The 22,894-nt window shown below is 55.0% G+C and carries 25 protein-coding genes and 1 pseudogene; 13 read left to right on the forward strand and 13 right to left on the reverse strand.

Annotated features, from left to right (window positions below):
- Positions 1-181: 181 nt before the first annotated feature.
- The 7 genes from Q4A85_RS10260 (at position 182) to recG (ending at position 6,108) form a co-directional block, all read left to right on the forward strand.
- A complete protein-coding gene (locus tag Q4A85_RS10260; RefSeq protein WP_303110050.1) occupies positions 182-442 on the forward strand; it encodes a hypothetical protein in 261 nt (86 codons plus the stop codon).
- A 19-nt stretch (positions 443-461) separates the two neighbouring features.
- Positions 462-1,826, forward strand: coding sequence for a UDP-N-acetylmuramoyl-tripeptide--D-alanyl-D-alanine ligase (murF, locus tag Q4A85_RS10265; RefSeq protein ID WP_303110051.1), 1,365 nt, complete (start codon positions 462-464; stop codon positions 1,824-1,826).
- 37 nt (positions 1,827-1,863) lie between these two features.
- Entirely contained in the window at positions 1,864-2,055 is a 192-nt protein-coding gene (locus tag Q4A85_RS10270; protein ID WP_303110052.1) for a hypothetical protein, read from the forward strand.
- Positions 2,056-2,156: 101 nt separating this feature from the next.
- Complete coding sequence (locus Q4A85_RS10275) at positions 2,157-2,450, forward strand: DUF4190 domain-containing protein (protein ID WP_303110054.1); 294 nt, start codon at positions 2,157-2,159, stop codon at positions 2,448-2,450.
- 158 nt (positions 2,451-2,608) lie between these two features.
- Positions 2,609-3,691 carry a phospho-N-acetylmuramoyl-pentapeptide-transferase gene (gene mraY / locus Q4A85_RS10280; RefSeq protein ID WP_303110056.1) on the forward strand — a complete coding sequence of 361 codons (1,083 nt, stop codon included), beginning with the start codon at positions 2,609-2,611 and terminating at the stop codon, positions 3,689-3,691.
- 184 nt (positions 3,692-3,875) lie between these two features.
- Positions 3,876-4,121 (forward strand): hypothetical protein, encoded by a 246-nt coding sequence (locus Q4A85_RS10285; RefSeq protein ID WP_303110058.1) that lies wholly within the window; start codon positions 3,876-3,878, stop codon positions 4,119-4,121.
- Positions 4,063-6,108, forward strand: a complete 2,046-nt coding sequence (gene recG, locus Q4A85_RS10290) for an ATP-dependent DNA helicase RecG (protein ID WP_303110060.1) — start codon at positions 4,063-4,065, stop codon at positions 6,106-6,108. The genes Q4A85_RS10285 and recG overlap by 59 nt, the downstream gene beginning before the upstream one ends.
- A gap of 67 nt (positions 6,109-6,175) precedes the next feature.
- On the opposite strand, the gene Q4A85_RS10295 is transcribed toward recG, so the two are convergent.
- Positions 6,176-6,304, reverse strand: a complete 129-nt coding sequence (locus tag Q4A85_RS10295) for a hypothetical protein (RefSeq protein WP_303110064.1) — start codon at positions 6,302-6,304, stop codon at positions 6,176-6,178.
- Between the two features lie 163 nt (positions 6,305-6,467).
- Here Q4A85_RS10295 and Q4A85_RS10300 point away from each other — a divergent pair, with 163 nt between their 5' ends.
- A complete protein-coding gene (locus tag Q4A85_RS10300; protein WP_303110066.1) occupies positions 6,468-6,980 on the forward strand; it encodes a type IV secretion protein Rhs in 513 nt (170 codons plus the stop codon).
- Positions 6,981-7,098: 118 nt separating this feature from the next.
- On the opposite strand, the gene Q4A85_RS10305 is transcribed toward Q4A85_RS10300, so the two are convergent.
- The 6 genes from Q4A85_RS10305 to Q4A85_RS10330 all read right to left on the reverse strand — a co-directional run bounded on the left by Q4A85_RS10305 (position 7,099) and on the right by Q4A85_RS10330 (position 12,767).
- Positions 7,099-7,875, reverse strand: coding sequence for an acetoin reductase (locus tag Q4A85_RS10305; protein WP_303110069.1), 777 nt, complete (start codon positions 7,873-7,875; stop codon positions 7,099-7,101).
- A 168-nt stretch (positions 7,876-8,043) separates the two neighbouring features.
- Complete coding sequence (locus tag Q4A85_RS10310) at positions 8,044-9,054, reverse strand: surface lipoprotein assembly modifier (protein WP_303110071.1); 1,011 nt, start codon at positions 9,052-9,054, stop codon at positions 8,044-8,046.
- Between the two features lie 2 nt (positions 9,055-9,056).
- On the reverse strand, positions 9,057-9,545 hold the full coding sequence (locus tag Q4A85_RS10315; protein WP_303110073.1) for a hypothetical protein: 489 nt from the start codon (positions 9,543-9,545) through the stop codon (positions 9,057-9,059).
- A 90-nt stretch (positions 9,546-9,635) separates the two neighbouring features.
- On the reverse strand, positions 9,636-10,700 hold the full coding sequence (locus Q4A85_RS10320) for a factor H binding protein domain-containing protein (protein ID WP_303110075.1): 1,065 nt from the start codon (positions 10,698-10,700) through the stop codon (positions 9,636-9,638).
- A 263-nt stretch (positions 10,701-10,963) separates the two neighbouring features.
- Positions 10,964-12,286, reverse strand: a complete 1,323-nt coding sequence (gene miaB, locus Q4A85_RS10325; RefSeq protein WP_303110077.1) for a tRNA (N6-isopentenyl adenosine(37)-C2)-methylthiotransferase MiaB — start codon at positions 12,284-12,286, stop codon at positions 10,964-10,966.
- Positions 12,287-12,434: 148 nt separating this feature from the next.
- Positions 12,435-12,767, reverse strand: coding sequence for a hypothetical protein (locus Q4A85_RS10330; RefSeq protein WP_303110079.1), 333 nt, complete (start codon positions 12,765-12,767; stop codon positions 12,435-12,437).
- A gap of 222 nt (positions 12,768-12,989) precedes the next feature.
- Here Q4A85_RS10330 and map point away from each other — a divergent pair, with 222 nt between their 5' ends.
- Both map and cueR read left to right on the forward strand, forming a co-directional pair.
- Positions 12,990-13,769, forward strand: a complete 780-nt coding sequence (gene map, locus Q4A85_RS10335) for a type I methionyl aminopeptidase (RefSeq protein ID WP_303110095.1) — start codon at positions 12,990-12,992, stop codon at positions 13,767-13,769.
- A 68-nt stretch (positions 13,770-13,837) separates the two neighbouring features.
- Positions 13,838-14,206: pseudogene (cueR, locus tag Q4A85_RS10340) on the forward strand (Cu(I)-responsive transcriptional regulator); the annotation flags it as partial.
- An 832-nt stretch (positions 14,207-15,038) separates the two neighbouring features.
- Here the strand turns inward: cueR and Q4A85_RS10345 are convergent.
- From Q4A85_RS10345 to dapF, 6 genes are all read right to left on the reverse strand, one after another.
- Positions 15,039-16,628 (reverse strand): aspartate:alanine exchanger family transporter, encoded by a 1,590-nt coding sequence (locus tag Q4A85_RS10345; protein WP_303110081.1) that lies wholly within the window; start codon positions 16,626-16,628, stop codon positions 15,039-15,041.
- A 39-nt stretch (positions 16,629-16,667) separates the two neighbouring features.
- Complete coding sequence (locus tag Q4A85_RS10350) at positions 16,668-16,934, reverse strand: glutaredoxin family protein (protein ID WP_303110083.1); 267 nt, start codon at positions 16,932-16,934, stop codon at positions 16,668-16,670.
- A gap of 238 nt (positions 16,935-17,172) precedes the next feature.
- The gene (gene dusB / locus Q4A85_RS10355) at positions 17,173-18,165 is read right to left on the reverse strand and encodes a tRNA dihydrouridine synthase DusB (RefSeq protein ID WP_303110084.1); all 993 of its coding nucleotides are present in this window, start codon (positions 18,163-18,165) and stop codon (positions 17,173-17,175) included.
- The gene (locus Q4A85_RS10360) at positions 18,162-18,782 is read right to left on the reverse strand and encodes a hypothetical protein (RefSeq protein ID WP_303110086.1); all 621 of its coding nucleotides are present in this window, start codon (positions 18,780-18,782) and stop codon (positions 18,162-18,164) included. The genes dusB and Q4A85_RS10360 overlap by 4 nt, the downstream gene beginning before the upstream one ends.
- 328 nt (positions 18,783-19,110) lie before the next feature.
- Complete coding sequence (locus Q4A85_RS10365; RefSeq protein WP_303110087.1) at positions 19,111-19,422, reverse strand: hypothetical protein; 312 nt, start codon at positions 19,420-19,422, stop codon at positions 19,111-19,113.
- 166 nt (positions 19,423-19,588) lie between these two features.
- Positions 19,589-20,449: a diaminopimelate epimerase gene (gene dapF, locus Q4A85_RS10370; protein WP_303110096.1), complete on the reverse strand. Its 861-nt coding sequence runs from the start codon at positions 20,447-20,449 to the stop codon at positions 19,589-19,591.
- A gap of 152 nt (positions 20,450-20,601) precedes the next feature.
- On the opposite strand from dapF, the gene Q4A85_RS10375 reads away from it, so the two are divergent.
- The 3 genes from Q4A85_RS10375 (at position 20,602) to metW (ending at position 22,742) form a co-directional block, all read left to right on the forward strand.
- The gene (locus Q4A85_RS10375; protein WP_303110089.1) at positions 20,602-21,726 is read left to right on the forward strand and encodes a homoserine O-acetyltransferase; all 1,125 of its coding nucleotides are present in this window, start codon (positions 20,602-20,604) and stop codon (positions 21,724-21,726) included.
- A gap of 3 nt (positions 21,727-21,729) precedes the next feature.
- On the forward strand, positions 21,730-22,068 hold the full coding sequence (locus Q4A85_RS10380) for a hypothetical protein (protein WP_303110091.1): 339 nt from the start codon (positions 21,730-21,732) through the stop codon (positions 22,066-22,068).
- Positions 22,069-22,160: 92 nt separating this feature from the next.
- On the forward strand, positions 22,161-22,742 hold the full coding sequence (metW, locus tag Q4A85_RS10385) for a methionine biosynthesis protein MetW (RefSeq protein ID WP_303110093.1): 582 nt from the start codon (positions 22,161-22,163) through the stop codon (positions 22,740-22,742).
- Positions 22,743-22,894: the final 152 nt, after the last annotated feature.

A 22,894-nucleotide genomic window follows, 5' to 3' on the forward strand; every position in this document is an offset into this window, starting at 1 on the left:
GGGGAAATTCTAACTTAATGTGAATTTCCTGAGTTATCTAGGACAGCCCCAAAAGTTATCGTGCTGGTCGCTGCGAACGGTGCGTGGAATACAGATTAAGCAACAAAAAGGCATGAGAAATTATCCAGCGTGGGTGCATCAGCCTTCGCGCCTTGTTTCGGATGATATGAAATCTTTAATCATGGATGACCATGTTGTGATGGATGATGAGCTGCTCCATGACCATCGCTTAGGTATGTTGGAATTAACGGATAAAGGTTGGCAAAAATGGCGGTGGCTGGAAACGAAAAAAGCCCCCAATCGCATTCCGCAAGTTATTTTTTTGCAGAAAGACGGCACGCCTATTTCGGGTGCAAGCGCAATGGGCAGCCGCCCGCCGCGCCATCGCGTTTCTATTTTTATGTCGCCAGAAGCCATCCAACAGATGATACGGAAACCATAAACAATAATTGAGCAAAACCATGACCGCACTCACCCAAAACTTCGTCCGCCGCCTTTTCAGGCTGCCTGAAACCGCTGCCGATGCGCCCATCAACCAAATCACCACCGACAGCCGCACCGCCCAGCAAGGCGACTTATTCATCGCGCTGGTGGGCGAACACCACGATGCGCACGATTTTGTCCCCGATGTGTTAGCCAAAGGCGCAACTGCCATCGTTTCGCGCGATGACTGCGCTCCGCTTTCAGGCTGCCTGAAAGTGCCCGACACGCTCGCTGCGCTGCAAACGCTTGCCGCTGCGTGGCGCAAACAGCTCAACCCCTTTGTGTACGGCATCACAGGCTCATCGGGCAAAACCACGGTGAAAGAAATGCTGGCGAGCATTTTGCGCACGGCACATGGCACGGATGCCGTGCTGGCAACGGCGGGCAATTTCAACAACCACATCGGCTTGCCGCTCACGCTGCTCAATCTGCGCGAGCCGCATCGCCACGCTGTGATTGAAATGGGCATGAACCACGCGGGCGAACTGGCTGCGCTCACCCGCATCGCCGCGCCCAATGTTGCGCTGGTAAACAACGCCATGCGCGCGCACATTGGCTGCGGCTTCAACGGCGTGGACGATATCGCCCGCGCCAAAGCCGAGATTTACCAAGGGCTGCCTGCCAACGGCATCGCCATCTTGCCCTTTGATGATGCCCACCTTGCCATTTTTCAGGCTGCCACCCGCGCGTTTACCACGCGCACCTTTGGCGCGACGGCAGGCGATGTGCACGCCGAAAACATCGTGCTGGACGCGTTAAGCAGCCGCTTTGATTTGGTGTGCGATGGGCAACGCCAAGCCGTGCAACTGCCTGTGGCGGGCAAACACAACATCAGCAACGCTTGCGCCGCCGCCGCGCTGGCGATGGCAGGCGGCATAGGGCAGCCTGAAATCGCACGCGGCTTGGCGGCGTTTAGCAACATCAAAGGGCGGCTGCAACGCAAACACGGCATCCGCCAAGCCCTGATTTTGGACGACACCTACAACGCCAATCCCGACAGCATGAAAGCCGCGCTGGATGTGCTTGCCAAGCTGCCCGCGCCGCGCGTGTTTGTGATGGGCGACATGGGCGAACTGGGCGAAGACGAAGCCCCCAAAATGCACGAAGAAATCGGCATCTACGCGCGCGACTTGGGCATTGAATACGGCTATTTTGTGGGCGACAACAGCGTTCAGGCTGCCGAAAAATTTGGCGGCAACGGGCTATGGTTTGCCGATAAAGACCCGCTGATTCAAGTGTTGGCGCACAATTTGCCCGAACGCGCCAGCGTGTTGGTAAAAGGCTCGCGCTTTATGCAGATGGAAGACGTGGTCAATGCTTTGCTAGACGGCGAAGCGCGATAGGCAGCCTGAAAACCATTTCGCAGCACAAAGGGTAAGGATGAAAAGTATTAAATGGCTGGCATGGTTTATCGCGCTGTTGGCTGCTTTTTGGCTGGGGATGCAGGCGCAGGCTTGGCGGTATCAAGAGCAGTGTATGGATTTAGGCGGCGCAAATCATCCCGATGCGGGCGCATCGTTTCCCATCTGCGTGTTGGATGTGGAAACCTATCGGCAGCGACACACGCAATAGGCAGCCTGAAACGCCGTTTCGCCCAACAAAAAGCAAAGGATACCCTATGGCAAACGCACCCAACCCCACACCCCGCACCCCGCACTACCAACACCCTAGCCGTGCTCAGCTTGGTTTTCGGGCTGCTGGGCATGGTGGGCGGCATTCCATCGGCAGGCGTGATTAACCTTGCTGCCATTGTGATGGGGCACATGGCGCGTAGCCAAATCCGCCAAAACCTCAGCGAAGACGGCGCAGGCATGGCGTTGGCGGGCTTAATCATGGGCTATATTGGCTTGCTGATTGTGCCGCTGGTGGTATTGGCAGTCATCGCCATCTTGATGATTTTAAACAGTATCGCGTTTACCGATGCCATAAATGAGCTGTTCAGGCTACTGTTATCGCTGCTGCATTAGGCAGCCTGAAAATCATCTCGCAGCCCCAAAACACCAAGCAAATCTTAACCCCCACCCCGCGCCCCATTCCCACTATAATCCGCGCGTTTTCATAACCACCCATTTCAAACTCTCACAACGGCAGCCTGAAAGCTGCCACCAAGCAACAAGGAAGCATCATGCTGTTATGGCTCGCTCGTTTGAGCAACTGGATTTCCGCCCTAAACGTTTTTCAATACACCACCTTTCGCGCCGTGATGGCGGCACTCACCGCCCTAGCGTTTTCGCTGCTGCTCGGCCCGTGGACAATACGCAAGCTCACCGCGCTTAAAGTTGGGCAAGCCGTGCGCAGCGATGGCCCGCAAACGCATCTGGTCAAAAACGGCACGCCCACCATGGGCGGCTCGCTGATTCTCACCGCCATCACCCTGTCCACCCTGCTGTGGGCAAACCTTGCCAACCCCTATATTTGGATATTGCTGATTGTGCTGCTCGCCACAGGCGCGCTCGGCTTTTATGACGACTGGCGCAAAGTGGTTTACAAAGACCCCAACGGCGTATCCGCCCGCTTCAAAATGGTATGGCAATCCACCGTTGCGCTGGGCGCAGGCTTCGCGCTGTTTTATCTCGCCAAAAGCGAAGCCAACAACATTCTCATCGTGCCGTTTTTCAAACAAGTTGCCCTGCCCTTGGGCGTGGCCGGCTTCATCGTTTTAACCTATCTCACCATTGTGGGCACATCCAACGCGGTCAACCTAACCGATGGCTTGGACGGGCTGGCCGCGTTTCCCGTGGTGCTGGTGGCGGGCGGCTTGGGCGTGTTCGCTTATGTAACCGGGCATTACAAATTTGCCGAATACTTGCAACTGCCGTTTGTGGCGGGGGCAAACGAAGTCGCCATTTTCTGCACCGCCATGTGCGGCGCGTGTTTGGGCTTTTTGTGGTTCAACGCCTACCCCGCGCAAGTGTTTATGGGCGATGTGGGCGCGTTGGCATTGGGCGCAGCGTTGGGCACGGTTGCCGTGATTACGCGCCAAGAATTTGTGCTGGTGATTATGGGCGGCTTGTTTGTGATGGAAGCGATTTCCGTGATGCTGCAAGTGGGCTGGTATAAAAAAACCAAAAAACGCATTTTCCTGATGGCGCCGATTCATCATCACTACGAGCAAAAAGGCTGGAAAGAAACGCAAGTGGTGGTGCGCTTTTGGATTATCACCATTGTGCTGGTGTTGATTGGATTGAGCACGTTGAAGATTAGATGATGTGAACAGGGGCAGAGAAATGGCTGCCCTTTTTTGCGCCAAAGGCAGCCTGAAAAGCGTAAATGGGTTTTCAGGCTGCCTTTGGCTTATTTTTTGCCAGAGCAGGCGTTTCGCCGCCTACCACGAGCAGGGGCAAGCCCCTGCACCCCATGTAGTGCCAACCATTAGAGTAGGTCGGGCATTGATGCCCGACAAACGCAAACAAACGCCAACCAACACCGCCCTATTTATCCGCATCCGCCATAAATTCAAAATGTCGGGCATCAATGCTCAACCTACTTTTCAGACTGCCTTAATCCCGCGCCATTATTCATTGTGCCCAAATTTCCCTATAATTAGGCAGCCTGAAAACTCCTTCCGCGCAAACAACCATGCTTCCCGACTTTCGCCAAACCCTAAAACTCACCGACAGCACCGTGCAAAAGCTTGAAAAGCTACACATCCACAACGCATGGGATTTAGCCCTACACCTGCCGCTGCGCTACGAAGACGAAACCCAAATCACGCCGATTGCCGCCGCGCCCATTGGCGAGATGTGCCAAGTGGAAGGCGAAGTGGTGCTGCAAGAAGTCCAGTTCAAGCCGCGCAAACAGCTCATCGCCCGCATTCGAGACAACGCAGGCGGGCTGCTCAACCTGCGCTTCATCCATTTTTACCCCAGCCAACAGCAGCAGCTTGCCAAAGGGCAGCGGGTGCGCGCGCTGGGCGAAATCAAACAGGGCTACTACGGCGCAGAAATGATACATCCCAAAATCAAATCGCCCGAAAAAAGCGAGCTAGCCCAAACGCTTACCCCCGTTTATCCCACCACCAGCGGCTTAACCCAGCCCACGCTGCGCAAAGCCATCGCCGCCGCGCTGCAACATTTAGACCTGCGCGAAATCTTGCCCGAAAGCGTGCTGCGCCAATACCATTTGCCCACGCTTGCCGACAGCCTGCGCCTGCTGCACAACCCGCCGCCCAGCATCAACTTGGCGCAAATCAGCAATGGCGCGTTGCCCGCATGGCAGCGGCTCAAATTTGACGAACTGCTGGCGCAGCAACTCTCCATGCGCCTAGCCAAGCAAAAACGCCGTTCAGGCAGCCTGAAACCGCTGATGGGCAACGGCAGCTTAACCGATGCGCTGATTGCCCAGCTGCCGTTTAGCCTAACCCGCGCCCAACAGCGCGTGTTCAACGAAATCCGCGCCGATTTAGCCCAGCCGCACCCCATGCACCGCCTGCTGCAAGGCGACGTGGGCAGCGGCAAAACCATTGTTGCTGCGCTGGCGGCGTTGGTTGCGCTGGAAGACGCAGGCGGTTTTCAGGCTGCCGTGATGGCACCCACCGAAATCCTAGCCGAGCAACACTATATTAAATTCAAACAATGGCTTGAACCGCTGGGCATCAGCGTGGCATGGCTTTCAGGCAGCCTGAAAAAGCGCGACAAAGACCAAGCCCGCGCCGCGATTGCCGATGGGCGCATCCGCCTTGCCATCGGCACGCACGCGCTGTTTCAAGACGATGTCGCCTTTCACAATCTCGGGCTGGTGATTGTGGACGAACAGCATCGCTTTGGCGTGGCGCAACGGCTGGCGTTGAAAAACAAAGGGCAAGACGTGCATCAGCTGATGATGTCCGCCACGCCCATCCCGCGCACGCTGGCGATGACGTTTTTCGCCGATTTAGAAGTCTCCACCATCGACGAATTGCCGCCCAACCGCACGCCGATTAAAACCAAATTAGTCAATAACCTACGCCGCGCCGAAGTGGAAGGTTTTGTGCTCAACACCTGCCAAAAAGGGCAGCAAGCCTATTGGGTGTGCCCGCTGATTGAAGAAAGCGACAGCCTGCAACTGAAAGCCGCCACCGAAACGCTAGCCGAGCTGCAAGCCGCGCTGCCCCAGCTCAAAATCGGCTTGGTGCACGGGCGCATGAAGCCCGCCGAAAAAGCCGACATCATGGCGCAATTTGTGGCAGGCAGCCTGAATGTGTTGGTCGCCACCACTGTGATAGAAGTCGGCGTAGACGTGCCCAACGCCAGCCTGATGGTGATTGAACACGCCGAGCGCATGGGGCTGGCACAGCTGCACCAACTGCGCGGGCGCGTGGGGCGCGGCGCAGCAGCCAGCACCTGCGTGTTGCTGTTTGCCGAGCCTTTGGGGCAAGTGAGCAAGCAGCGGCTCAAAGTGATTTACGAAAACACCGACGGCTTTGAAATCGCGCGGCAAGACCTAGAAATACGCGGCGCAGGCGACTTTCTGGGCGTGCGCCAAAGCGGCGCAATGATGCTGCGCTTTGCCAACTTGGAACAAGATTTAGCGCTGCTGGAACACGCGCGCCAACTCGCCCCGCAGCTGATAGAACAGCAGCCTGAAATCGTGCAAGCGCATTTGGTGCGATGGCTGGGGAGCAGGGAAGGGTTTATGGCGGCGTGAGAACGCGTTGAGCGAAGCCGAGATGGGGGAGTGTTTTCAGGCTGCCTTTGGTGTGAGCAAATAGGGATTACGGAGATTGCGGATTGCGGATTGTGCGCAGCGTCCATGCGTGGATAAACGAAGCGGCGCAATCAAGCAAAACATAAAACGCCAAAGGCAGCCTGAAAACGAGTGAAGTGGATTTCAACAAAGCCAAAACAGTTTCCCCTTTTCAGGCTGCCAAATGCACGGCACAAAACGCTTTCCCATCTTGCCCACCATCATTCACGCGCCCCCACGCAACACCCACACCCAGTTAAACACCCCTGCCTTTGTATCAAAACCATCCCCCACCCAATCTATAAACTTTCAGGCTGCCCATGCCCCGCTATCTCACCCCATCCGAAATCGCCCTAATCCGCCCCATCTTCCAACACGCGCTGGACTACGCCGCCATCCATATCCACGCGCGCCGCTATCTGCCGCTGCAAAACGCCCACACCGCCATGTCGCCAAACGGCAACAGCTATTACCCCCGCGCCCTATGCTGCGCCAACTTCGCCCACGGCACATGGCAACAGCGCCATCTGTTTATTCACGAATGCAGCCACATTTGGCAACACCGTCTCGGCTATCCCGTGCGCCGCTGCGGCATTTGCATCGCGCTGCAAGGCGGCTACATTGCCCACCGCGCCTATCGTTATCAACACCTGCTCACCAGTCGGCAAGATTTAGCCCAGTTCAACATGGAGCAGCAAGCGCAAATCATCGCCGATTTTTCCGTGCAAAAAATGCAGCACGGGCGCGAAGATGCCGCGCTCAAACGCGTGTTGCAGCGCTTTTTGCACAATCCCGCCGATGCCAGCCTGCTGCCGCGCAGCATGAAGTTGTAGCGCCTTGCTCACTTGTATCCCAACAAAAAACCGAATGCGTGCGTTGCATTCGGTTTGGTTTTTTCAGGCTGCCTATGATGTTTATTGCCCCATCGGCAGCCTGAAAATCATCCTGCCATTAGCGGAACACCATGCCGCCATCGGTCAGAATGGTTTGCCCTGTGATGTAATCCGAATCGGGCGACGATAGGAACGACACCAAGCAAGCCACATCTTCAGGCTGCTGCGGACGGCCCACCAAAATGCCAGCGGTAAATTCGTTCCAAGCCTGCTTGGGCTGATAGCCCTTGTGTTGCACAAAGGCGGCATCAATGCGCTCCCACATCGGCGTGTCGGCAACACCAGGGCAATAAGCGTTCACGCGGATGTTGTATTGCGCTAATTCTTTGGCGGTGGAATGAGTTAACGAGCGCACGGCGTGTTTGGTGGCGCAATAAAGACTGAGCATTTCATAGGATTCATGCCCCGCAATGCTGCACGCATTGATGATTTTGCTCACGGTTTTTTGCTTTTTCATCTGCTCGGCAGCCGCCTGCGTGCCAAAAATCACGCCTTTAACGTTCACCGCCAGCACACGGTCAATTTCCTGCTCATCCAGCGCCAAAAACGTGCCCACCGATTCCACGCCCGCGTTGTTCACCCAAACATCCAAGCGCCCAAACGCTTTCACCGCTTCTTCGGCAAGGTGAAATTGGTCGGCGCGATTGGCAACATTGCCTTGCACCGCAATGTTTTGCCAGCCATTTTGGTCAAACTCGGCTTTGGCGCGAGCAAGATTATCGGCATTGATGTCGTGCAACACCACGGCAAAACCATCTTGCGCCAAGCGCGTGGCAATGCCTTTGCCCAAACCTGCGGCAGAACCTGTTACGACAGCGACTTTTTTATCAGACATGATAGACCTCTCTTTCGGCAGCCTGAGAACGGCTACGCGTTTAGTTGAAAAAATAAACCATTGTTTCTTTTGAGCGATTATTGCGACCCGCTTTCAATTATAGCCGTTATGGTATAACAAGTCAAACCAAAGGCAGCCTGAAAATTGGTTTTTCAGGCTGCCTATCTATCAAAACTGCTTATCCACCGTCATAAACCATTGCCCGTTTTTGCGCGAATAGAGTGCAGGGATGTTGCTGTCAATTTCCACATGACGATAATTCAGCTTCGGTGTTAAGCCATGCCAAGTTAATTTGGGCGACCACAGCGAGCCTTGCCATTGGCGTTCAATATCGCGCCGTGTGGTGCGGGTAAAGAAATAGTGCGGCGCATTAAACTGGCGTGTGCCGATGCGGTAATCCACCCGTGCGCCAATCCAATCTTTATAGCCGCCCGCCGCGCCAATGCGAATGCCTTTGCGCTGCGAAGATTGGCTGGCTAAACGGGTTTTGTCGTTCAGCCAATCTACGCCCGTAAACAGCATGATATTCGGCTTGGGGATAAACGCTAGCGTGGCCGAGCCGTTGTTTGATATGCTGTTGAAATTTTTGGCGATGTTCTGGTCGCGGTAATAGCGTTTGGCATGGTCGGCAGACAAACCGATCTGCCAGCGGCTGCCCAGCCACTGGCTGTAGCCCAGCTGGATGCCGCGGCGGTTGTCATAGCGGTGTCCGCCCAGCCAGTCGTAGCTGAAAAACGGCTGTACGCTGAATGTGCGGCGGACGTCCTGATATTGGTAGCCGCCCTGCACGGTGGTGTTGATTTCGCTGTAATCGTGCCGGTCCCAATAATGGATGCCGCCGAAAGTGCTGCCGAATACCAGATTGTGGTTGCCGCCGATATTGAGGCTTTTATTGGCGGAAACGCCGTAGCGGATGCCGTGCGCCGCCTTGGGCATGCTGTCCGGATCGCGTGTGAAGGTGCGCCCGCCGATGCGCAGCTCGCGCACATAAGAGGCATCGTTTACGTTGCTGGTTTGCTCGTATTGCAGATAGCCGCCGAATTTCCATTTCTGCTGTTTGTCCGCCGCCGTTTTGGCCTGCACGGCAAGCTGGCGGATTGGCTCGGGGGTGTTGCTGTTGTTCAGCAGGATGTCTGCCTGCTGTTTGGCTTGGCGGTATTGCCTGTTTTCAAACAGCATGCTCATGTAGTCCAGGCGCACATAATGCAGATCGGGCTCTTTTTGCAAAATTTCGCCAAAATCGCGCACCGCTTGGCGATGCTTGGCTTTTGTCCGCGCCAGGACGCCGTGCGCGTATTTGTATAGCGCGTGGGGTTATGCGCGGAAATGCTTTGGTAAACGGGCAGCAGCGCCGCCAGAAAATCCCACTGCCGCTCCAAAACGGCCTGGTTGACCAGCCGCTCGGCAAGCTGCGGATCGGCGCGCAAGTCGTCTTCGTTCAGGCGCGTTTTGTTTTGTGCGGTTTGGGGCGGGGCACCGGCGTTTTCAGGCTGCCCCTGCGGTGCGGGCAGTGCGGGCTCGGACGCACCAGCAGGGCTGCCGATCGGCGTTTTGGCTTGGGGCTGGTAGAGATAGTTTTCCTGCTCGGACAGTGTTTGCGCCCAAAGCGGTTTCAGGCTGCCTGAAAACAGCGCAAGCAGGATGTGGGTGCGGGGAATCGGTTTTTTCATGTGAGATGGCAATCAGGCAAAACAAGAAAAACAGCCTGAAACCCAGACGGGGGGTGCTCAGGCTGCCTGATTAGGATGATGGGTTAAGACTTAGCGGACGCCGCTGAAGCCGAAGATTGTGTCGGTTATTCTGCCGTTTGCATCTTTTCCGGTGTCAGGAATGATTCCTTTACCCGCTACTTCTTCGGCATTAGGGCCAAAGAATTCGAGAGTGTAGCTCCCTATTCTGCCTTTTTTGCTTTCTGTTGCAGTTCCACTGATGCCATTGCTATAGACGGGTACGCTATTTCCCAGCGTAATATCGCCCACGCTATTAAAGCCGGTAATGCTTCCCGAACTTGTTGCATATTTACCTGTTCCAAAATTGACTTGATATTTGAAAACACCTCTTTCGGGCACGGGGGCAACCGTAAACGCCTCGCCCGAATAGCTGAATTTCTGATTGTTTTCAGCAAAGTTTTGGATAACGTCACTTGGGGTAAGATGGCCAAAAGTGTTTATAATACCATCATCAAGTTTACAGCTCGCCGCAGTGGCATCGGTCTCGCAACCTTTGTTAAATTGATTCACGAATTTTCTGTCGTACCCCGGCAACATCAATGAATGAACAGCCGAATACGGCCGCTGATAGACCGTTAGAATGCCTTTTGCCGTATCCTTTTTAGAAGGGTCAAGATTAATCGAATCAAGATCCACTGTCGGTGTTATCGAATATTCTACTTGGCGGGTAGAGAAACCCATACCCAGTTCTGCCATATTAATGGTGTCGTTATCAACCGATGTTCTTTTATCTCGGTAACGATAAGTTTTACCGTCTATCGTCAGTTCTTGAAGGTTTTTACTCCTGTTGTTAAGCCATGTCGTCTCGGAAAACGGCATCAGTAGGGGGGCGGGTGTCGGAGTAGGAGTAGGTGCCGGAGTCGGAGTAGGATTGGGGTTCTGATTATTTGTGTTGTTTTTGTTCGGGGCAATCAAGCTTGCGCCGGAATTGCCCGAAGCGCCGTCGTCGGCATTGCCCGCGCCGCTGTCGGCCTGGTTGAAGCCACCTGCCAGCGGCGTGCCCGCGCCGCCGCCCACACCACTGCCGCCGCCGCTGCTGCCGCAGGCGGACAATACGGCTACCGCAATCAAAGTTAGACTCAAATTTCTTAACATAATTTGTCTCCTAAAAATAGAGGGTTGTGTGAAATTCTGTAATTTCAGTTACTCCTCTTGTCTGTAATTTTATGTTAAGAAAATGATAAGTTATGAAATGATATTTTGACAGCGAATATCGGGTGCGCTCCACCCGTTTGCCGCTATTGGGTATTTCTACGGGCTTTGGGTTCCGTTGAAACGGCATTTTAAGGCTGACTGTGCGGCTGTTTGAAAGGCAGCCTGAAAACGGTTTTCAGGCTGCCTTTGCTGTTTCGATTACATCACACCAGTTCGCCGCGCAGGCTGAAGGTGAAGGCTTCGGTGATTTCCAAATCCACCATCTGGTTAATCAAATCGGGCGTGCCGAAAAAGTTCACCACACGGTTGTTCGCCGTGCGGGCTTGGAGTTGGTCGGGGTCTTTTTTGGAGATGCCTTCCACCAAGCAACGCTGCACCGTGCCGAGCATAGTTTGGTTGATGCGGGCGGTTTCGGCTTCAATCACTTCGTTCAGCGCTTCGAGGCGGCGCACTTTTTCTTCGTGCGGCGTGTCGTCCGGCAGGTTGGCGGCGGGTGTGCCGGGGCGAGGGCTGTAAATAAACACGAAGCTCAAATCGAAGGCGATGTCTTTCACCAGCTTCAGGGTTTGCTCGAACTCGCGCTCGGTTTCGCCTGGGAAGCCGACGATGAAGTCGCTGCTCAGGCACAAATTGGGGCGGATGGCGCGCAGTTTGCGAATGATGGATTTGTATTCCAAGGCGGTGTAGCCGCGTTTCATTGCGCTCAATACGCGGTCGGAACCGCTTTGAATCGGCAGGTGCAGGTGCGACACCAGCTTGGGCAGGTCGCGGTAGCACTCGATAATCGCATCGGTAAACTCGCGCGGGTGGCTGGTGGTGAAACGCAGGCGTTCTATGCCGGGGATTTCGTGGACGATGCGCAGCAAGGTGGCAAAATCGCAGATTTCGCCGTTGTCCATTTCGCCGCGATAGGCGTTCACGTTCTGCCCCAACAGGTTGATTTCTTTCACGCCTTGCTGCGCTAGGCCGGCGATTTCGGTCAGCACGTCGTTCAGCGGGCGGGAGAATTCTTCGCCGCGCGTGTAAGGCACCACGCAGAAGCTGCAATATTTGGAGCAGCCTTCCATGATGGAGATGAACGCGCTGCCGCCGTCCACGCGGGCGGGGGGCAGATGGTCAAATTTTTCTATTTCGGGGAATGAGATATCCACCTGTGAATGGCCGGTGGTTTCTTTGTCCACAATCATTTTGGGCAGGCGGTGCAGGGTTTGCGGGCCGAACACCACGTCCACATACGGCGCGCGCTCAATAATCGCCTCGCCTTCCTGCGACGCCACGCAGCCTGCTACGCCGATGATAAGATTGGGATTTTTTTGTTTCAGCGGTTTGACGCGGCCGAGGTCGGAAAACACTTTTTCCTGCGCTTTTTCACGCACGGAGCAGGTGTTGAAGAGAATGATGTCGGCGTTGTCGGGTTCGGCAACCTGTTCGATGCCGCCGTGCTCCTCGGCGAGGACGGCGAGCATTTTTTCGCTGTCGTATTCGTTCATTTGGCAGCCGAAGGTGCGGATAAAGACTTTTTTCATGGTTTGGTTCTTTCAGGTAGCCCGTAATCGCGGGGCTGATGTTAAAGATTTTCAGGCTGCCTAAAACGTAAGGCAGCCTGAAAAGGGAAAGCGCGGATTATACTGATTTCTTTAAGAGAATTAAAATCATCGACGGGGTTTATACGCTCTACGCCCAGCGCGACCATTTGCCATGCACTCTATCGGGATACGCTTGGCGAAATTGGGCGAGCCAGTCGGCAAAGTGTTTGTTGTTAGGGCGAAAGCTGAAAATATGGTATTTGCCGTTGGCTTGGATGTGGATGTCCCACACATAGGCGTGGTTGATGTTCAGGCTGCTTTTTTCCACGCGCGTGATGCTGGCGATGGGATGGCTGCTCACCAGCGCGTTGCCGTTGTAGCGAAAAATCGCGTTGCCGCCAACATAAAACCGCTCGTTGCGCCACACTTTGGCGCGGCTGATGGGGCGCAAAGTTTCGCCGTTGTGCTGCACGCTGGGCACGCGGCGGATTTGGCGGGCGATGATGAAAAAAAATCAGAAAATTGCCCGCGCAAACAAAAATGCCCACGATGGTTTCAAACATAATCACATCCATAAATAAGAATATTTGCTATTGGGGGCGTTTTTCTTTATATTTTGCCCCGCTTGTTTCAGGCTGCCTTAATCGCATTAGGCAGCCTGAAAACGCTATTTTAATTGTGAACCCTTGTAGGCAGAAAGACCATCATGGCAGTAATCATCCACACCCCCGAAGAAATTGAAAAAATGCGCGAGCTGGGCAAATTGGTTGCCGATGCGCTGGATTATATTGGCGATTTTGTAAAACCTGGTATCACCACCAACGAGCTGGACAAGCTGGTTTACGACTATCATGTGAACGTGCAAGGCGGCTATCCTGCGCCGCTGCATTACGGCAACCCGCCCTATCCCAAATCGTGCTGCACATCGGTGAACCATGTGATTTGCCACGGCATCCCCGATGATAAGCCGTTGAAAGAAGGCGATATTATCAACATTGATTTAACCATCAAAAAAGATAGCTTTCACGGCGACAGCAGCCGAATGTTTACCGTGGGCAAGGTGAGCCCGCAAGCGCAACGCTTGATTGATGTAACCCACGAAAGCATGATGGCCGGCATCGCCGCCGTGAAAGCAGGCGCAACGCTGGGCGACATTGGCTACGCCTGCCAAAACGTTGCCGAAAACGCAGGCTATTCGGTGGTGCAAGAATTTTGCGGACACGGCATCGGGCGCGAGTTTCATTGCGAGCCGCAAATTTTGCACTACGGGCGCAAAGGGCAAGGCATGGTGCTCAAAGCAGGCATGATTTTCACCATTGAGCCGATGATTAACCAAGGCAAACGCCATTTGCGCATTCTGGACGACGGCTGGACGGTGGTAACCAAAGACCGCAAGCTCTCGGCGCAATGGGAACACGAAGTGTTGGTTACCGAAACGGGCTGCGAGATTTTGACTATTTCGCCCCGCACAGGAAAAGCGTAAACCCACCCGCCAGAGGCAGCCTGAAAACGAGTAAAGCAAGTTTCAGGCTGCTTTAACGAAAGCCAAACATGAACATTAGCCAAGCTGCCGCCCAAACGGGCTTATCCGCCAAACAAATCCGCGATTACGAAAAACAAGGCTTGCTGCCGCCCGCGCTACGCAGCGAAGCAGGTTATCGCCGCTTTTTGCCTACCGATTTGCAACGGCTGCGCTTTATCGCCCACGCGCGGGAAGTGGGCTTTTCGCTGGCGCAGATTAAACGCCTGCTGGCGTTGGCAGACGACCCGCAACGGCATAGCCGCGACATCAAACAGCTTACAGGCGAACACATCGCCGAGCTAAACCAAAAAATCGCCGTGCTGCAAACCATGCGCGACACGCTGCAAACGTGGCACGACCAATGCGCGGGCGACGATGCGGCGGCGTGTTGTATTTTGGATGCTCTGGGCAGCCTGCGTAGCGCAGCGGAGTTGCGAAGCTCAAACGGGGGAAGCGGAATAGGCAGTTATATGGATTTTGAGCAAGACGGTTTGATTGCCGTCTTTTTTGTTTTTGTCTTGTGGAATGATGTTTCAGGCTGCCTATTGATGGCGTATAGGCAGCCTGAAAAAAGGTTGGGGCTTTGTGGTTGGCTTTGGGTGTAACTTTAACCATGCGCTTCATGCCAGCGGGGCACTTAGAATCTGTATTCACTATGCTCATAGGCATCTTTTATGCCCTAAAAACGCGGCTACTGCGTTAAAAATGCTCACAAGGTGTCCAAACTTGCTGTGCTTTTTGCCTTGTATCCGCGCTTTTATGTCATCAAATCTGCCTATGGAAATAGTGAATACAGGTTCTTACTTTTCTTTGCTTCGCCAAAGAAAAGTAAGCAAAAGAAAGGCGACCTCGACGTGCAGGTTTGATTGCGCCAAACTTCCCTCACTCCGTATCCTTTTTCAGCGCGTGCGAACTAGCCGCGCTACGCACGTTGTCGAACAAGCGCACGCTTTTTTCCGAAAAAAGGATGCTTCGTTCGGCTGGACGCAGGGGAATGGGCAGTAAGCATCAAACATTTGTGAAGCGTTAGGCAGCCTGAAATTCAATCTATCCAGTAAAACATCGTTTGGCTTAACCCAAGCGGTTTTGTTTTTCAGGCTGCCTTTGGCGCAATATCCAACCCCAAAAGGCAGCCTGAAACCCCATCCACCTCACCACACAAAAAACCCTTTATGCCATTCGCACAAAGGGTTTTATTGCATCAATCTAACATTGCATCAACAGCCGCCGCTACATAAACGCGCCGATAATCTGCACCAGCAAGATTTTAAACACCGTCATGGATGGGAAAATCATCGCGTAGCCCACGTCGGGTTTATCGGATGCCAGCGTTTTGCTGCTGAACGCCAAAATGGCGGGGTTGCCTGTTGCGCCCGAAATAATGCCTGCCGCCATGTCGTAAGGGATGCGGAACACATACACGGTAATCAGCAACACGCTGATGGTGAGCAGTGCCACCAATGCCACGCCCAGCAGCAGATAGGTCATGCCGCTTTTGGCAACGGTGTCCACAAAGGTTGAGCCTGATGCCATGCCCACTTGCGCGAGAAACAACGCCAAGCCAAATTCGCGGAACACGCGCGATGCAGCAATCGGCATACTCCAAGTGAACTTCCAAGTATTGCGCGCTTTGCCCAAATACAACGCCACCAGCAGCAAGCCTGCCAAGCCCAGTTTCACTTTGCCCAAGCCTGGAACGGGGAAGGCAATAGAACCCACCGCCAAGCCCAACGCCGCGCCCACGCCCATGGACAGATAGTTCACTTCGCCGCCCGCTTTTACCGAGTCGCCGAAAAAGCGTTGCAATTCTTTGGTGTGCCCCACTTCTGCCAACACGCCGATTTGGTCGCCGATTTCCATGCGCAGCGATTGCGTGAGCGGCATATCGGTGTCGCCACGGCGAATGTGCAAAATGCTGACGTTAAGCGTCATCAGTTGGCGGATTTGCGGGATGGTTTTGCCTTCCAAGTTGGGGTTGGAAATAAACAGGCGTTGGTATTCTTTTTCGCCTTGCACCAAGTTGAGCTTGTCGCCCACGCGCGTGCCGATGGTGGGCACGGCTTGGTCTAGCTTGGCGTTGTCCACGGCGGTAATCAGCACAATATCGCCGTGTTGCAATTCGCCCAAATGCCCCAAGGCAACGGCTTTGCCACCACGGTTGGTGGTGGTGATGCTCACGCCATCGGGCAGGGTGCTGTTTACATCCGACATGGTTTTGCCAAAGATTTCGGGGTTTTCCACGCGCACGGCGCACACGCGCAAGGATGTGCGCTCTTCCAGCGTGTATTTGGGCTTAAAGAAGCTGTTGTACAAGCCAATAATCAAAATGGGAATGGCTACGCCAAAGGGGTAGGCAACCGAATAGCCTGTGGCGGGCATTTTGTCGCCCGTTACCACCATCGCCGCTTGCAAGGCGGATGTGCTGGTGCCTGCGCCTGCCCATGCGCCGATGGCTTCGGCAAAATTGATGCTGGGGACAAATTTAATCGCCAGCAGCATCAAGCCCAGCGAAAGCAGCACGCCAATTGCCGATGCGATGTTGGCTTTGATGCCCAGCGGGCTGGTTAAGCCTTTGAAAAATTGCGCGCCAAACGAAATGCCCACGCCGTATAAAAAGAGCAGCAAGCCGAATGTGCCGACAACAGGGGGCAAGGCGGATTGGGGGGCGAATGCGCCCATTGCCAAGCCCACAAACAATACTGCGCCTGCGCCCAGCGATAAGCCGCGCACGCTAATCATGCCCACGGCGTAGCCCAATGCAATCGTTGCAAATAGGGCAAGCAAAGGATTGGCGGTTAGATAATCAACAAGTGCTGTCATGGGACAGTCTCCTTCTAATAAACAAAAAAAAAGCGGTTTTCAGGCTGCCTGATGGTTTTCAGGCTGCCTGAAAACTTGATTGAGATACGCCGATAACGCGGCTTCGTCTAAATGCCAATGGCAGATTTCGTGCTCGCCATGCAGCAGCACGGGGACAAGCTCGTTATAGCGGACGACTAGATTTTCGTCTTCATCCACATCCACCACGTTGAGCGCAAAGCCGTATTGCTGTTGATAGGGCAGCAGGGCTTGGCGCATTTGGTGGCATAAACTGCAATATTCTCGGAATAGAAGCGTTAAGGTCATTTTATGGTTATTACGAAATCAGAAGCGTGCGCATTATAACCGTTATTTTGTGTAAATAAAGGTGTGTTTGGGGGGGAAGCAATGGGGGGATTGGGGTGGGCTGAAAGTTGTGAAGTGTTAGGCAGCCTGAAAGTCAATCTATTCAGTAAAAACGGTTTGGCAGAACGCTAAATCGTTTTGTTTTTCAGGCTGCCTTTGGCGACGAGCCGTCGCCGCTCCATTTTTGTTTTCAGGCTGCCTAATAATCGCGTTGCCAATATTCGTATTGCTCTGCTTGCTCGGCAAGGTAGTTTGCCAAGTAATCATATTGTTCGCTGGCGTGGTTGATTTGGTTGAGCTGCTGGCGGGTGGTTTGGCTGTGGGGGATGCGGGCGAGATACCAGCCGATGTGTTTGCGGGCGATGCAGGTGCCTGCGCTGTCGCCGTAAAAGGTGTGCATGGCGGCGATGTGGCGCAGGATGGTGGCGCAGGCAGCCTGAAACGGCATGGGCGGGGGCAGTTCTCCGTGTTGCAGATAATGTTGGATGTCGGCAAACAGCCACGGCTGCCCTTGTGCGCCGCGCCCTATCATCACGGCATCTGCGCCTGTTTGCGCCAGCACGGCGGCGGCTTTTTGCGGGCTGGTGATGTCGCCGTTTGCCCAGATGGGCAGGCGGCTGCGTTGTTTGACGGCGGCGATAAGGTCGTATTGCGCTGCGCCGCGATACATTTGGCTGCGGGTGCGCCCGTGGATGGCTAGGGCGGCGATGCCTGCGTCTTCGGCGATTTGGGCGATGGTGGGGATGTTTTGGTGCGCGTCGTCCCAGCCGAGCCGTGTTTTTAGGGTAACGGGCACGTTTACGGCGCGGGTAACGGCGTTCAGAATTTGAGCGACGAGTTTTTCGTTTTGCAACAATGCGCTGCCAGCCAGCACGTTGCAGACTTTTTTGACGGGGCAGCCCATGTTGATGTCGATTACTTGCGCGCCAAGGGCGACGTTGTGCTGCGCGGCAGCGGCAAGCTGGGCGGGGTCGCTGCCTGCGATTTGCACGGCGATGATGCCGCTTTCGCCTGCGTGGTTTTGGCGATGGCGGGTTTTGGGCGTGTGTTGCAAATCGGGGTTCACGGTTACCATTTCGCTGGCCGCCCATTGTGCGCCAAATTGGCGGGCAAGCTGGCGAAAGGGCAGGTCGGTGATGCCTGCCATGGGGGCTAGGGCGATTTGGACGGCGTGCAGGGCGGCAAGGGTCATTGGAATGGGGCGAATAGGTCTATCAAGGTTTGGCGGATGTACAGGGTTTGCATGGCAAGGGCGAGCAGCACGAGTAGGGAAAGTTGGCGGCGGCTGGGTGGGCGTGGTTGGTTTTCAGGCTGCCCAAATAGGATTTGGTGCAGCGCGGTGAGCAGCATCAGCAATGCGGTGAAGCCCAGCCATGCGGTGGGGTCTAGCGCGTAGATTTGGTATAGGTCGGCGATGAAATAAGGGCTGATGCCGTAGGGGTAAATCGCCCATGCGCAGGCGGCAAGCAGGGCAAAGGCAAGGTGCATGGCTAGGTTGGCTTGGATAAGGCTGGGGAGATAGAGCGGGGCGGTTTGCGGTTGGTTTGCCTTGGTTTCAGGCTGCCTTGGGCGGCGGTAGGCAAGGCTGCCGATGAGTATATAGGCGGGGGCAATGTAAAGCTGGGCGGCGATGCTGTATGGCTGCACAAATCGCAGCGCGGCGAGCGAAAGCCCGCGCAGAAAATACCATTGCACGGCGATAAACAGGGCAACGCTGATGGCAAGCCATGCAAACTGGCGATGGCGCAGGGTTTGGAATACGAATAGGGCAACGAATAGGCTGGCGGTGAATAGGTTGATTTGGGACATGGTGGTGGGGTGGGGGAGATATGGGTGGATTGGGTTTCAGGCTGCCTTTGGGGTGCGGGTTATTGGCGGCATACATTGGATGCAGCCTGAAAACCTTTGCGGCTAAATGGAGCGGCGACGGCTCGTCGCCAAAGGGTGCGTGCAATAGAGCGGTGTTTTTTATTCAACACGATGTTAGCAAGCGTTCTCTTGTTTGCTGATGTGTTGCGCTAACGTGGATGCAGCCTGAAAAGCATCCGCATCAAGCGCGACAGTAAGGCGGCTTGTTTTGCTTGGGCGAATGGGTTTTCAGGCTGCCTTATAGGCTAAACCCATTGGCAGCCTGAAATTACCGTGCGTGCGCTGCGCTGGCGGGGGCGGAAGCGGGCTGCGCTTGGGCGGCGGCTTTTCGTTTTGCCGCAGCGCGTTGGGCTTTTTTCTTGGCAGCGGCGGCTTGCATCTTGGCTTGTTGATCTTCGCTGGGCAGACTGAAATACACGCCTGCAATCACGACCGCCATCGCCGTGCTGTAAAACCAAACTTTGTTTACGTTTATCATGGGGAACTCTGGGGGCTGCCTTGGAATGGTTAGGGTCGGGCAAAATAAAACAATGCGAGTAGGTGTGTGGCTTTGCCACGCACGCGGTTTGCAAAATCTCAACTTGTCCTCGCGTGCGTGCCTGCGGCACACACCCTACGCGCCGATTTATAAACGGCTAATCAGATAAACGGCTGCTGGGCAACGCAATCGGCAGCCTGAAAAGCTAACAATCGGTTTCAGGCTGCATCGTAGGCAAACACGATAGCGGCGCATCTCTCATCCGCATTCACTCTGCCAATTCTCCATCAAACACCAACACTGCCGCGCCCGTCATCATCACATTCCCCCCATTGTGCCATTGGATAAACAAATCGCCGCCGCGCAGCGACACGCGCACCGTTTCGCCCGCTGCCAGCCAGCCTTGCCGCATCCCCGCCACCACTGCCGCGCACGCGCCTGTGCCGCACGCCAGCGTTTCGCCCACGCCGCGCTCAAACACGCGCAGCGCGATGTGGGTGGGGTTGATTACCTGCATCAAGCCCACGTTCACGCGCTCGGGGAACTGCGGATGCTGCTGCAACGCCGCGCCGATTTCGGCAACGGGCGCGGTTTCGGTGTCATCCACGCGCAGCACGGCGTGCGGGTTACCCATGCTCACTAGGCTCACGGCGATGGCGGGCTGGTTGGGCTGCCACACAATTTGATGCGTGAGCGCGCCTGCCGTTTCCGAGCCATCGTTAGGCAGCCTGAAAGGGATGTCGTCGGGCAAAAAGCGCGGTGCGCCCATGTCCACCGTTACCAAGCCGTTGGGCTGGATGTGCGGCTTGATGATGCCCGCAGCGGTTTCCACCGTGATGTGCGTTTTGTCGGTCAAGCCCTTGTCGTACACAAATTTCGCAAAGCAGCGCGCGCCGTTGCCGCATTGCTGCACTTCGCCACCATCGGCGTTGAAAATGCGATAGCGAAAATCGGCAGCGGGCGTTTGGGCGCGTTCTACCAGCAGCAGTTGGTCAAAGCCGATGCCAAAATGGCGGTTTGCCCACGCCGCAATGTGCGCAGGGTTGGGCGTGAAGACTTGGTTGATGCCGTCTATCACCATAAAATCGTTGCCCAAGCCGTGCATTTTGCTGAATTTAAGCGACATGATGTTTCCTTTAAGGCAGCCTGAAGGGCGAGATTGTAGCGTAAATTGCGCAACCAGATGGCAGCAATCGCGCCTGTTTCCTGTTTTCAGGCTGCCTTTGCCCATCGTTATCACGCTATAATCGCGCCTTATTTTCATCCTAACCCCACCCCGCCATGACCATCACCAGCACTACCCTAATCACCCCGCAAATCATCCAGTTCCCCCACCCCATCACCCTGCAAAACGGCAGTACCCTGCCCGGCTATCAGCTCATCATCGAAACCTACGGCGAGCTGAACGAAAGCAAAAGCAACGCCGTGCTCATCTGCCACGCCCTATCGGGCACGCACCACGCCGCAGGGCGGCACCACCCCAACGACAAATACGCGGGCTGGTGGGACAACATGATAGGTGCAGGCAAGCCGATAGACACCAACAAATTCTTCGTGATTGCGCTCAACAACCTAGGCGGCTGCGCAGGCAGCACAGGCGCAACCAGCATCAACCCCGCCACAGGCGAGCCATACGGCGCAGACTTCCCGCTGGTAACCGTGCGCGATTGGGTGAACACCCAAGCCCAGCTTGCCGACCACTTTGGCATAGAACAATGGGCAGCCGTAGTCGGCGGCAGCTTGGGCGGCATGCAAGCCCTGCAATGGACAATAGACTACCCCAGCCGCGTGCGCCACGCCCTAGTGATTGCGTCCGCGCCCAAACTCTCCACCCAAAACATCGCCTTTAATGACGTTGCCCGCCAAGCCATCATCACCGACCCCGATTTCCACGGCGGCAACTACGCCCAACACCACACCAAGCCCCGCCGTGGGCTGCGCACCGCCCGCATGATGGGGCACATCACCTATTTAGCCGAACACGGGCTGGGCAACAAATTCGGGCGACAACTGCGCAACGAACACTACAACTACAATTATGATATTGATTTTGAAGTAGAAAGCTACCTGCGCCATCAAGGCGACAAATTCGCCGAAACCTTTGATGCCAACACCTATCTGCTGATGACCAAAGCCCTAGACTATTTTGACCCCGCCGCCGAATACAACGACAACCTACAAGCCGCCCTGCAACACACCCAAGCGCACTACTTTATCGCCAGTTTCAGCACCGATTGGCGGTTTGCCCCCGAACGCTCGCGCGAACTCGTGCGCGCCCTAATCGCCGCCTGCAAAAACGTGCAATATGTAGAAGTGCCCAGCCAACACGGGCACGATGCCTTCCTGCTGGACGACCCACAATACCACAACGCCGTGCGCGCCTATATGAACAACATCAGCGTGTAAACCATGAAAACCTTGCTCCAAACCCTGCTGGGCATGGCGATACTCGTCGCCATCGGCTTGGCGTATCTCAACCTGCCTACCCAATGGCGGCGACACAAAGACATCCAGCTTGGCAACCAAATCATCGCCCAAATCCAACAATTCCAGCGCAGCCACCAAAGGCTGCCTGAAAACAACGAAGCCGAACTTATCCCGCTCGGCTTCAAACACAACAAACAAGGCTGGCAACCCAACTACATCCGCCACAGCCCCAGCGAATACGAAATCCGCTACCAAGACGGCTATGTTGCCCCCTATCTGCGCTGGCAATCGGACAAGCAGGTTTGGGAATTGGCGGAGTGAGAACCATCTATCCTTAAATCATTTTTCAGGCTGCCTATTGCACCCTGCTGCTATCAAAAGGCAGCCTGAAACCAAACAAAAGAGACCCCACCATGACACTACGCAACGACCTACAACTCATCTACGACTGGATTCCCGAAAAATCCCATGTGCTAGACCTAGGCTGTGGCGACGGCGCGCTGCTATCCGCGCTCACCCAAAGCAAACAATGCACAGGCTACGGCATAGAAATCAACGCCAACAGCGTGCAAGCCGCCATAGAACGCGGCATCAACGTTATCCAAGCCGACCTAGAACACGGGTTAACCACCTTTGCCGACCAGAGTTTTGACATCATCGTGCTCAGCCAAACCATCCAAGCCATGCAAAACACCGAAACCATCCTGCGCGACTTAACCCGCGTTGCCAAGCAAGCCATCGTAACCTTTCCCAACTTTGGCTACTGGCGCAACCGCCTGCAAATCGCGCTGGGCGGGCATATGCCCGTGTCCGAGCGAATGCCGTATCAATGGTATAACACGCCCAACATCCATTGGTGCACGCTGAAAGACTTTGACCAACTGTGCGCCAAAAACCAAATCCGCGTGCTGGAACGCACCGTGATGACAGGCGACCACCGCGTAGAAATCCTGCCCAATTTGCTCGGCAGCTTGGCGTTTTACCGAGTGGGGTGATTGCTGCGCGCAAAATCCAAAAGGCAGCCTGAAAACGGTGTTATCCATTTTCAGGCTGCCTTAATGTTGTCTGCAAACTGCCCCCTTTAATGCTTACAGGCATATAGGACAAAATGGAGGCTAAAACCCGCTAGAAACCTTATCCTATAAGG

The sequence above is a fragment of the Kingella sp. (in: b-proteobacteria) genome (assembly GCF_030527935.1).
Lineage (GTDB): Bacteria > Pseudomonadota > Gammaproteobacteria > Burkholderiales > Neisseriaceae > Kingella_B.